An 11,014-nucleotide genomic window follows, 5' to 3' on the forward strand; every position below is an offset into this window, starting at 1 on the left:
CTAAGGGCAGGTCAGTTCCGGCGCCGGTTAGGCAGCGACGCGACACCCTCGGGCAGGGGCGGCAAGCCGGCGAAGGTGCAGACCATGTCGGACCACGCCTCCAGGTGGGACTGGATATCCGCCGAGTCCGGAGTCCACGAGGCTCTGAGCTCGATGTCGATCGCGTCCTGGTTATCCGACAGCGAACCAAAGCTTTCGGACAGGATCCTGGTGGCCGTGCCGCCGGCGTTCCGGTAACGGGCCCCGTGGTCGTGCAAGGCGTCCACGAGCCAGGTCCACGCCACGGAGCCGAGCAACGCATCGTTGCCCATGTCGGCGTCGAGCTCGGCGCGGATATACGTCACGATGCGGAAGGTCCCGTCCCAAACCGCGGAGCCATCCGGATCATGCAGGAGAATGAAACGGCCGGTTGCGAGTTCCACATCTGCGGTTTCCCGGAGGGCGGCGATGACGGGACCGTGCGCGGGACGCCGGCCTACTGCCGCCGGCTGGATGACCTCCGCGCCAAGTGCCACTGCATACGGAGCCAATCTGGACGGAGCAGGCAGTTCCGCCAGTTTGAGTTCATTGCGGCAGTTGGCCCGGCGCAACGCGGCCAGGGCAGTCAGGAAGTCCACGGGTGCCGCGGAGAGATCGCCAATCGCACTCACTCTTCCAGATTAAAACCGTGCGGGCTGCCCGGAACGCGAGGCGCGCCGTTGGTGCCGGATCGTTATGCGCCCAGCTCGTTCCGGATGGCCGCGGCGAAAGCATCGATATCTTCCTCCGTGGTGTCGAAGGAGCACATCCAGCGGACCTCGCCGCGGGATTCATCCCAGTCGTAGAACCGGAATTGCTGCCGCAGCCGGTCTGCCGCTCCGGCGGGCAGGGTGGCGAAAACGGCGTTGGCCTGGGTCGGCTGGGTCGGCGTCACGCCGTCAATACCTTCCACGGCGGAACGGAGCCGCGCGGCCATGGCGTTGGCATGGGCCGCCGAGCGCAGCCACAGATCGCCGTCGAGCAGGGCCAGGAACTGGGCGGAGATGAAGCGCATCTTGGAGGCGAGCTGCATGTTCATCTTCCGCAGGTAGGTCAGGCCCTGGGATGCCTCGGGGTTCAGGACCACCACGCATTCACCGAAGAGCAGCCCGTTCTTGGTGCCGCCAAAGGAGAGGATGTCGACGCCGGCGTCGGTGGTAAAGGTGCGCAGATCCGTCCCCAGCGCGGCGGCGGCATTCGCCAGCCGCGCCCCGTCCATGTGCACCTTCATGCCATGACCGTGGGCATGCTCGGCAATCGCACGGATTTCGTCAACGGAATACAGCGTGCCGAGTTCAGTGCTTTGGGTGATCGAGACGGCCAGCGGCTGCGCCCGGTGCTCGTCGCCCCAGCCCCAAGCCTCCCTGTCGATCAGCTCCGGAGTGAGCTTGCCGTCGTCGGTGGGCACGGGGAGCAGTTTGATGCCGCCCACGCGTTCCGGCGCACCGTTTTCGTCCACGTTGATGTGCGCGGTCGAGGCGCAGACCACGGCTCCCCAGCGCGGCAGCAGCGACTGCAGGCTGAGGACATTCGCGCCGGTGCCGTTGAAAACGGGAAAGGCCTGGGCCTGCTCGCCGAAGTGCGAGGCGATGACTTCCTGCAGCCTGGCAGTGTAGCCGTCATCGCCATACGCGACCTGGTGTCCGCCGTTGGCATGCGCGAGCGCAGTGAGTACTTCCGGGTGGACGCCCGAGTAGTTATCCGACGCGAAGCCGCGCACGGACTGGTCGTGCAGGGAAGCGGACAGCAGCGAGGAGTCATTCACAGTAGATATATTCCTTTTCCGGTGGGAGGAAGATGGAGTCGGCGGCGTTTAGACGAGCGGGATCCGGCGGCCATTGATTTCGGCCGCGGGCCTGCCGAACAAATTCTTCACTGCCGCGGCCAGGTCCGCAACGTCGGTGAACCCGGTGAACGGCTTCTCCGGGTTCCCGGCGCGCATCCGGTCATCCACCAACGCCTTAATGACAAGTACGACGGCGGCCGAATGCTCAGCTTCGGATGTCTCCTTGGCGCCGGGGCCGGCTGCCTGGTCGCGGCGGAACCCGTCGGCCACCGAGAACATCCAGCTTTCGGCAGCGGCCTTGGCCGCGGCGTAATTGGCGCCGCCGGCGGTGGGGGAGCCCACCGCGGTGGCCGAGACGATGACCGCCCTGCCGTGCGGCGACGCGGCCAGGTCGTCGTAGAACGTGCGGGTGGTGTTCCGCAGGGTGGTGATCAGGTTCCGGTGCAGGAAGTCCCAGTCCTCGTCGGTCTGCCCGGCGATACCCTTGCCGCCGCGCCAGCCGCCCACCAGATGGACCAACCCGTCGATGCTGCCGGCTTCGGCGTCTATCCGCGCCGCCAGTTCCCGGACAGCCCCCGGATCGGCGAGGTCGCAGGCGAAGGTGAGCACGCCGTCGTCGTTCGCATAGGCGTTTTGTAGGTGTTCGGGGTTGCTACCGACGGCGATCACCTGCGCGCCGGCTGCCTGCAGGGCCGCGGTGACGGCCTGTCCCGAGGAGCCGGACGCGCCCGCCACCAGGATGCGCAGCCCGGACGGAATACCGGCGCCTGTGCTGGGAAGTTCTGTCATGCGGCAACGCCCGTAATACCGGAGGTCGATTCGATCACGGTTTTCATCTTACGGTTCAGCGCCTCGTAGAACATGGAGAGCGGGAATTCATCATCCAGCACCTGGTCCGTCAGCTCGCGGGGCAGCCCGGACAGCGGCAGGGCGTCCGGTCCCTTGGCCCAGACCGACGCCGGGTGCGGCGTCAGCGTCTTGGTCAGCATCTCGTACGCGGCCAGCCAGTGCGCGGTCTTCGGGCGGTCGATCGAACGCCAGTACAACTCCTCGATCTGCTGTCCCAGAGCGACGACGACGTCCGCCACGTTGTCCCAGTCGATGCTCAGCTTGCCGTCGGTCCAGTGCAGCACATGGTGCTGGTGCAGCCAGGCAAAGAGCAGTTGGCCGCCGAGACCGTCATAGTTGCGCACCCGGTTGCCGGTGATGGCGAAGCGGAAGATCCGGTCGAAGATGACGGCGTACTGGACCAGACGGGCGTGCCGGCGGATTTCCTCGGACGCATGCAGGTCATTCTGGAGCCGCACGCATTCCCGGAAAGCGGTCAGATCGCAGCGCAGTTCCTCCAGCGAGTAAAGGAAGTAGGGCATGCGCTGTTTGATCATGAACGGATCGAACGGCAGATCACCGCGCATATGCGTCCTGTCATGGATCAGGTCCCACATCACAAAGGTTTCTTCGGCCAACCGCTGGTCCGCGAGTAGATCGGCAGCCTCCTCGGGCAGCTGGAGCGACGTGATGTCCGCTGCGGCGCCGACAACCTTGCGGAAGCGGGCTGCCTCACGGTCGGCGAAGATGGCCCCCCAGGTGAAGGCAGGAGTTTCCCGCACTGCCACCGTTTCCGGAAACAGGACGGCCGAATTGGTGTCGTATCCGGCCGTGAAATCCAGGAAACGGATGGGCACGAAGAGCTTGTTGGAGTAGTCGCCCGCCTCGAGGTCGGCGATGAAGTCCGGCCAGAGGACCTCCAGGAGCACGGCCTCCATCAGCCGGTCGGTGCTGCCGTTCTGGGTGTACATGGGGAAGACCACCAGATGGACCAGCCCGTTGCTGCGCTGCTGCTGCGGCTGGAACGCCAGTAGCGAATCCAGGAAGTCCGGCACGCCGAACCCGGTTGCCGACCAGCGGCGGAAGTCCTGTTGGAGCAGACGCAGGTATTCGCCGTCGTGGTCGAACTTCGGCGCCAGCTCGGCGATGGCCGACACGATCGTCTCGGTGTGCGCGGTTGCCTCGGCGTGGTGCGCGGCATCCGGAATGGAACCGTCATGGACCTGCAGCGGACGGAGCCTGCTGGCGGCTGCCTTCAGCCGCAGCCAGGCCGGATGCAGTTCGGGCCGCATATCGTTGGAGTGCATGGTCTCGGTAGCGCTGATGGTGATGCTCATGGATGCCTTCCTTCCGGCAACGGTTCCCTAGCGAAACCGCTGAGGGGGACTTCTTGCTGTTTCCATGAGCGTAACAACCAAACAGTGTCACTTATGCGGAATCCCCCGACAGATTAGAAACTCTGGGGCTCGCGATAGGGCGGCGGCGGACATGACGAAGCCCGGCTCATGCTGGCCGGGCTTCGGGTGTGGGAAGAGCTCAAGGAACTCCGCGGGATCAGCAGATCTCAGGGAGCCTCGTCCTGCTTGGGCTCCAGCTTCAGGGAGACGGAATTGATGCAGTAGCGCTGGTCGGTCGGCGTGCTGTAACCCTCGCCCTCAAAAACGTGGCCCAGGTGGGAGTTGCAGTTTGCGCAACGCACTTCGATCCGTTCCATCCCCAACGCCGAGTCCCGCAGGTAGCGGACCTTGCCTTCCGCCAGCGGGGCCCAGAACGAGGGCCAACCGCAATGGGAATCAAACTTCTCCTGGCTGGTAAACAACTCCTCCCCACAAGCGCGGCAGCGGTAGACACCGGCGGTGTGCGAGTCCCAGTACTCACCGGTATAAGGGCGTTCGGTGCCCGCCTGCCGCAGCACCTGGTACTCCTCGGGCGTCAGTTCGCGGCGCCATTCGTCCTCGGACTTTGCGACGGGAAACGTTTCTGGCGTGCTGTTCACTTCACTCATATCCTTTTCAACGCTCACGAGTCCCCAATGTATCCCGAACCGGAATACAGATGGAGCACAGGAATACCGAGTTTGTCCTGGGCGCGGTTGGCCCAGTCGGTATGGAACGTATCGGCAACGGCGTGCGGGGTAGTGATCACCACAGCGCGGTCGGCCGGATGGCGCTGGACGTATTCCACCAGCGCGGAAACGCCGTCGTCGTCGACTATTTCCACCGTCCCCAGCAACCCCCTGCCCCGGAGCGCCAGGACGGAGAGGCGTTTGGCTTCCTCTGCTTCGGTTTTGGCCTCGTCGGGCGAGGGCTGTCCATGCAGCAGCTCGCGGAAGGCCTGGGCGACGTCGAGCAGACTCAGATTGTCCAGAAAATCCAGCACCAGATTCCGTTTGGTGTCCTCGGGAATCAGCACGCTGAATTCGGTGCCCTCGGTTGCCAGCAATTCCAGATTTTGAAGATCCGCATCATTGAGCGGCTCTTCGGTGAGTACTACAATCGTTTCGCTCATGGCCCCAGCGTAACCAGCGGGCGCGCGGCAAACAATAACGGGCCCTCCCGGGGGCTTCCCGCGCCGTCAACTCCCTCCGGCTCGTGCACGGCAGGGCGTTACGCCGCGCGCCGCCGCGTGAGTAAGAATGGTGCCATGGCTTTGTTCGACCGTCGGAAAACTCTGATCTCCGTCGCCGCGCCACCAGCCGAGGAAATTCGGCGGCAGTTGCCGTGGGTGCGCTGGATGGGCGTCGGCGCGATCGCCGGGGCAGGTCTTGGTTCACTGCTGGCCGGAGCCACCTCCGGGCTCGCCTCGTATTTCGCCCGCCAGGTTCTCACTCCGGTGCGCGAGCATGACCAGAATCTCGAGATCTACGCCGTGGTCGGCAGCAGCCAGCACCAGGAGGTCATTCTGCCGGCCACACCGGACACCACGGCGCCGGGCCTCTACAGCATTTATTTCGACGGCGGACGCGGCCAGGCGCGGATCGGCGCCATCACTTCCTACTCGCCGAAAGACGGAACAGTCCAGCGCACCGTGGAGCGTGTGTACAGCGGCGATCTGGCGGCGGCCCGCCGCGGCTGGTGGGGAGGCGCGGTCTACCCTGACCCTGCGGCCGCGGGTCTGGCGAACGAGGAAGTCCGCATCGCCGTCGAGGGCGGCCAGGCACCAGCGTGGCTGATCAGGGGAGAGGAGAACGCCCGGACCTGGGCCATCATGGTGCACGGCCGGGGCGCCACCCGGCAGGAAGGGCTTCGTGCCGCCCGCACCGCCCGCGGACTAGGTATGACCTCCCTGCTCATTTCCTATCGGAACGACGGCGAAGCCCCCGCCGCGCCGGACGGGCGTTACGGACTCGGGCTGACGGAGTGGCGGGACGTTGAAGCCGCTATCACCTATGCCCTGGAACACGGAGCCGAAGAGATTGTGCTGTTCGGCTGGTCGATGGGCGGCGCCATTAGTCTGCAGGCGGCGGACCAATCCGTGCACCGCATCCGGATCAAGGCTCTCGTGCTGGACGGTCCGGTGATCAACTGGATCGACGTGCTGGCCTACCAGGCCAGGCTGAACCGGATCCCCGAGGCCGTGGGCCGTTTTTCGCAATGGCTCATCTCGAACCGCGCCGGCAGGTTGCTGACCGGGTTGGCTGCTCCACTGGATCTGAAGAAGATGAACTGGGTAGCCCGGTACGACCAGCTCTCCGTGCCGACACTGATCCTGCACAGCCAGGACGACGAGTTCGTGCCCTATGGGCCGTCCGCGGAACTGGCGGACAAGAATCCTCGGCTGGTGACTTTCGAACCGTTCTCCGGTGCCAGCCACACCAAGGAATGGAACGTTGATCCCGAGCGCTGGGAGCGGGTGGTCACCGGCTGGCTGACCCATGTATTGAGCGCCCCTGTTCCCGGGGTCAAAGGGCCGGGTATGAACGGGGTGCAGCCGGACTGATCAACCCGTACCGATAGCTGCCAGCCGCGCGCCGGTCAGGCGCATCAGGTCCTGCGCTGCCAACTCAATGTCCAGTCCGCGGCGGCCGCCGGAAACCAGGATAGTGGGATAATCCATCGCGCTGGAATCAAGGATTGTCGGACTGCAGTATCGCTGGCCCAGCGGGGAGATGCCGCCGAGCACGTAGCCGGTGCGGCGCTGGGCATCGAGCGGATCGGCCAGCACGGACTTCTTCGCCCCTAAGGAAGCTGCGAAGGATTTCAGATTGAGGTTTCCGGAGACTGGCACCACCGCCACAGCGAGGTTGCCGTCTGCTGTCACCATGAGGGTCTTGAAAATCCGTTCCGGAGCCAGACTGAGCTTGCGTGCTGCCTCAAGCCCAAAATCGGTCACAGCAGGATCATGGGCATACTTGTGCAGCGTGTGCGGAACCCCCGCCTGCTGCAACAGCAATGTGGCGGGGGTCCCGGTCGAAGCGGTGCGCTTTGCCAATGGCGGATTCGGCGCGGTCAGACGGCTGCGCGAGCGTCCGTAATCTGGCGCTTGATCCGGGCGAGCATGGCGGACATGCCACGCAGCCGCAGCGGCGTAATGGCACGGGTCAACCCGAGCTGCTCCGGGACATCGTCCGGTACAGCGAGAATCTCCGCAGCCGGCAAGCCGTTGAGCCCTTCATGCAGGACGCCGGCGAAACCGCGGGTGGTCGGGGCTTCCGGGGGCGCCGAGAAGTAGATCTCCACCGGTTCCTCCGGGCCGTCGCCGATCTCCAAGGTCAGGAACAGCGGGGACTGGCACTCAACGACCTGTTCAAGCAGCTCCGGCTGGCCGGCAAGATGCTCCGGAAGGTCCGGAAGCGATCGGGAGAATTCCAGCAGTAACTGCAGCCGCTCAGGCTCCTCCATCGCTTGGAAGTCATCGATGATTTCTGCCAGCTGTGCGGGGATGTTTTGTGCGCTCACAGTCACCTATTCTACTCGTGCACGCGGCTCTCAACGCCTGGCGGCGGGCACCTCGCCGGGTTCGGCGCCCTTGACGATCGGAACGCGGACCGCGTTGCCCCATTCGGTCCATGAACCGTCATAGTTGCGGACGTTTTCGAATCCGAGCAGGTGCTTGAGGACGAACCAGGTGTGGCTCGAACGCTCACCGATGCGGCAGTAGGCAATCACTTCATCGCCCTCGTTCAACCCGGCCTCGCCCTTGTAAATCGCTTCCAGCTCTTCGCGGTTCCGGAACGTTCCGTCAGCAGCGGCGGCGCGGGCCCAGGGGACGGAGGCGGCGCTGGGAATGTGGCCCCCGCGCAGCGTTCCCTCCTCGGGATAAGCGGGCATGGTGGTGCGTTCGCCGGAGTATTCTTCGGGCGAGCGGACATCGATCAACGGCTTCCCGAAGTGCTCGAAGACATCCGGCAGGAATGCGCGGATGGCCTCATCCCGACGTTCGACGACAGGGTACTCGACCGCTGCAGGCTTCGGCGTCTCGGTAGTGAGCTCGCGCCCCTCCGCGATCCACTTGTCGCGCCCGCCGTCAAGCAGCCGCACATCCTCGTGGCCGAAAAGCGTGAACACCCAGAGTGCATAGGCAGCCCACCAGTTGCTCTTATCTCCGTAAATCACCACGGTAGTCTCGCGGGTGATGCCCTTGGAACCGAGCAGCGCAGCGAATGCTTCGCCGTCAATGTAGTCGCGGGTCAACGCGTCATTCAGATCCGTATGCCAATCGATTTTTACTGCACCCGGAATATGGCCGGTCTCGTAGAGGAGGATGTCCTCATTCGATTCGACGACAACCAGGGAATCCGCGTCCAGGTTGGCCGCCAGCCAATCGGTGGAAACGAGCCGTTCCGGGTGGGCATAGGCGGCAAACTTCTCGTTCTGTTCTGCGGCAACAACAGGCATAGCAAAACCTTTCCATTCGTCAGGGGTGGTCTCTGCCCAGCCTAACCATAAGCACGAAGAAACAACCTTCGCGCCGGTCATCATCCGCCACAATGAGGGGAGTCCGTTGCAGCGGGACGACATCCGCCTGCTTCCTGGCAGTGGCCTCGGTCACGAATCTGCCGCGCCGTCGTCGGTAGCGTATCGTTTTTCTGGCGGCAATTCACCGCCACGCAGATTTTCAGGAAGGCTACGGTCAGTTAAACGTGCCCCAGATTGAACAGCTTTCGCGCCGGACCCCCAAGGTGTCGGTCGACGACTTGTTGGAGGGATTCCATCCTTCGCCGCGCTTCGGCGAAGTCTCCTTCGACAGTTACCGTCCCGACCCGTCCCAGCCCTCGCAGTCCGCCGCGGTCAAAGCGTTACGGGATTTTGCCGCAGAGGTAGACCACCGGGGACCCAAAGGACTGAAGAAACTTTTCGCCGCCAAGAAGCAGGCAGGCAAGGCCGGCATCTACCTCGACGGCGGCTTCGGTGTGGGAAAAACCCACCTGTTGGCTTCCCTCTGGCACGCGGTGGAGGGCCCCAAGGCCTTCGGCACCTTCGTCGAATATACAAATCTGGTGGGGGCGCTATCCTTCCGCAAGACAGTGGATGCGCTAAGCAGCTACCGGTTGGTTTGTATCGATGAATTCGAACTCGACGACCCGGGGGACACCGTGCTGATGTCCCGGCTGATGCGCGAGCTGGCCGACGCCGGCGTGAAGCTCGCAGCTACCTCCAACACGCTGCCCGGCTCCCTCGGCGAGGGACGCTTCGCCGCCGTCGATTTCCAACGCGAAATCCAGGTCCTGGCAGACCAGTTCAACGTAACCCGTATCGACGGCGAAGACTACCGCCACCGGGGACTGCCGGCTGCTCCGGATCCTTTGACTGATCTTGAACTCAAACGGCGGGTCTACAGCGATTTCAAGGGCCAGGTGGTTGCGGCCGATGAGTTCTCGGATCTAGTCAGTCATCTCGAAGGCGTGCATCCGAGCCGGTACCGGCAGTTTATCGACGGCATCGACGCGGTGGCGTGGCACAACGTGGCTACGATTACCGAACAATCGGTAGCCCTGCGCTTTGTCGTGCTTGCGGACCGGCTCTATGACAAGGACGTGCCGATTATTGCCAGCGGCATGCCCTTCGACGAGCTTTTCACCCCTGAGATGATGTCCGGCGGCTACATGAAGAAGTACTACCGGGCTGTTTCCAGGCTGACAGCCCTGGCACGTGAAGGGTTGACTGGCGAGGAGTCCTGAGGCCCCAACGGCCCTGCCAAAACAGCACAAAGGCGCTGGTGCTACCTCCCGGTAGGACCAGCGCCTTTTTGGCGTGCTCTCAGCGAAGTTATGCCGAAGGGCTGCTCTCATCGGTTGCGGCACCGGGGGTATTTCCACCATCTGCCCTGTCGATGAGGTTCGCGGCTTTGGCCTGCAGACCATCTACCTGCCCGGAGTACTTGCCGTCGGTCTTGCTGTCGATGAAATCTCCAGCCTTGCCGACGCCGTCCTTGAGCTTGTCGGCATTGTCGCCGACCAGATGAGCGGCCTTGTCCTTAAGCTGTCCGGCCTTGCCTTTGAGCTCGTCAAATACAGACACAGACACCTCCCTTCGCTCCTGGGAGCCGCATGCTCCCGCCTACTTCTATCGTAGGCCCGAGGCAGGCCGCGTCAATAGGTAGGCCTGGTAGGCCGGGCAGGCCCGTTACTGGTAGCCGCCAAGGAGAGACGTGTTAGTGTTCGTCTGGAAATTTTTGCCCGAGACCAAGGGCAAGGAACTCGAGGCTATGTAGCTTGGCCATGTAGGTCACCAAGGCGGCTTGTTTGGCTGCAGCGGCCAATCGTCGAATGGCCGGTTCCAGTCTTCCGTTGGGCCATGCTGCGGCCCGTCCGACAGTCTGGACTTTCTAGCCGCTTCGGACACGGCAGGAACCTGGGGCGATTCGGGCGGCGAAGGAACCTTGAGCGGCTTGGATTGTTCCGGTGTCGTGGCGGTATCAGGCTCCAGCAGCGGCAGCAGTGTCTCTGCCTGTTGGGGCGGGGGGACCGGACGCTGGTATCAGTGAGAGTTCTGTCGGTTGAGGTGGGGGTTGCGCGTTGGTCCCGTTTTCGACAATCGGGGTCTGGGCTTGGGCGCGGGGCAGGGGTGTGCCGGCGAGTCGGTAGCGGTTGCGGCGGGGTTTTTGATCGGGGTCTATGTAGCGGGGCGGGATGAACCACGGGATGCCGTCCCGGACTTCGATTCTCCGGTTTTCATCGTGCAGCAAATGGTGGTGGTAGGAACACAAAAGACAGCCGTTGTGAACTGACGTTGGGCCGTTGTGTTTTTCCCAGAACTGAATGTGGTGTGCTTCGGTCCAGGGGGCGGGCATGGTGCAGTCGGGGAAGGCGCAGCCTTTGTCGCGGGCGACGAGGGCGCGGCGCTGGGCGGGGGTGAACAGCCGCTGGGCGCGTCCGATGTCGAGGATTTCGCCTTTGCCGCCGAGGACCAGGGGGATGAGGTCGGCGTCGCAGGCGATTTT

12 protein-coding genes and 1 pseudogene are annotated in these 11,014 nt (G+C 63.9%); 2 read left to right on the plus strand and 11 right to left on the minus strand.

Annotated features, from left to right (window positions below; genetic code table 11):
* Nucleotides 1-11 precede the first annotated feature (11 nt).
* The 6 genes from B0G38_RS12555 to B0G38_RS12580 form a co-directional block, all read right to left on the minus strand.
* The gene (locus B0G38_RS12555; protein WP_413542060.1) at nucleotides 12-650 is read right to left on the minus strand and encodes a DUF3000 domain-containing protein; all 639 of its coding nucleotides are present in this window, start codon (nucleotides 648-650) and stop codon (nucleotides 12-14) included.
* A 62-nt stretch (nucleotides 651-712) separates the two neighbouring features.
* Nucleotides 713-1,783, minus strand: a complete 1,071-nt coding sequence (locus B0G38_RS12560; RefSeq protein ID WP_264669770.1) for a threonine aldolase family protein — start codon at nucleotides 1,781-1,783, stop codon at nucleotides 713-715.
* Nucleotides 1,784-1,831: 48 nt separating this feature from the next.
* Nucleotides 1,832-2,593, minus strand: coding sequence for an SDR family NAD(P)-dependent oxidoreductase (locus B0G38_RS12565; protein ID WP_264669771.1), 762 nt, complete (start codon nucleotides 2,591-2,593; stop codon nucleotides 1,832-1,834).
* A complete protein-coding gene (locus tag B0G38_RS12570; RefSeq protein ID WP_264669784.1) occupies nucleotides 2,590-3,939 on the minus strand; it encodes a DUF6421 family protein in 1,350 nt (449 codons plus the stop codon). The genes B0G38_RS12565 and B0G38_RS12570 overlap by 4 nt, the downstream gene beginning before the upstream one ends.
* 257 nt (nucleotides 3,940-4,196) lie before the next feature.
* Nucleotides 4,197-4,628, minus strand: a complete 432-nt coding sequence (msrB, locus tag B0G38_RS12575) for a peptide-methionine (R)-S-oxide reductase MsrB (protein WP_413542061.1) — start codon at nucleotides 4,626-4,628, stop codon at nucleotides 4,197-4,199.
* Nucleotides 4,629-4,651: 23 nt separating this feature from the next.
* Nucleotides 4,652-5,140: a hypothetical protein gene (locus tag B0G38_RS12580; RefSeq protein ID WP_264669773.1), complete on the minus strand. Its 489-nt coding sequence runs from the start codon at nucleotides 5,138-5,140 to the stop codon at nucleotides 4,652-4,654.
* 135 nt (nucleotides 5,141-5,275) lie between these two features.
* Between B0G38_RS12580 and B0G38_RS12585 the strand changes: the two genes are divergently transcribed.
* On the plus strand, nucleotides 5,276-6,571 hold the full coding sequence (locus B0G38_RS12585) for an alpha/beta hydrolase family protein (protein WP_413542062.1): 1,296 nt from the start codon (nucleotides 5,276-5,278) through the stop codon (nucleotides 6,569-6,571).
* On the opposite strand, the gene ybaK is transcribed toward B0G38_RS12585, so the two are convergent.
* From ybaK to B0G38_RS12600, 3 genes are read right to left on the minus strand one after another with little or no spacing between them, the layout of a single operon-like run.
* Nucleotides 6,572-7,063: a Cys-tRNA(Pro) deacylase gene (ybaK, locus tag B0G38_RS12590; protein WP_264669774.1), complete on the minus strand. Its 492-nt coding sequence runs from the start codon at nucleotides 7,061-7,063 to the stop codon at nucleotides 6,572-6,574.
* Nucleotides 7,064-7,080: 17 nt separating this feature from the next.
* Entirely contained in the window at nucleotides 7,081-7,530 is a 450-nt protein-coding gene (locus tag B0G38_RS12595) for a SufE family protein (protein WP_264669775.1), read from the minus strand.
* Nucleotides 7,531-7,560: 30 nt separating this feature from the next.
* Nucleotides 7,561-8,469, minus strand: a complete 909-nt coding sequence (locus B0G38_RS12600; RefSeq protein ID WP_264669776.1) for a sulfurtransferase — start codon at nucleotides 8,467-8,469, stop codon at nucleotides 7,561-7,563.
* 245 nt (nucleotides 8,470-8,714) lie between these two features.
* On the opposite strand from B0G38_RS12600, the gene zapE reads away from it, so the two are divergent.
* Nucleotides 8,715-9,752 carry a cell division protein ZapE gene (gene zapE / locus B0G38_RS12605; RefSeq protein ID WP_264669777.1) on the plus strand — a complete coding sequence of 346 codons (1,038 nt, stop codon included), beginning with the start codon at nucleotides 8,715-8,717 and terminating at the stop codon, nucleotides 9,750-9,752.
* An 88-nt stretch (nucleotides 9,753-9,840) separates the two neighbouring features.
* Here the strand turns inward: zapE and B0G38_RS12610 are convergent, their stop codons facing one another.
* Nucleotides 9,841-10,092, minus strand: a complete 252-nt coding sequence (locus tag B0G38_RS12610; protein WP_264669778.1) for an antitoxin — start codon at nucleotides 10,090-10,092, stop codon at nucleotides 9,841-9,843.
* Between the two features lie 397 nt (nucleotides 10,093-10,489).
* Nucleotides 10,490-11,014, minus strand: a pseudogene (locus B0G38_RS12615) (hypothetical protein); the annotation flags it as partial.

It is taken from the genome of Crystallibacter permensis, from assembly GCF_025960875.1.
Classification (GTDB): domain Bacteria; phylum Actinomycetota; class Actinomycetes; order Actinomycetales; family Micrococcaceae; genus Crystallibacter; species Crystallibacter permensis.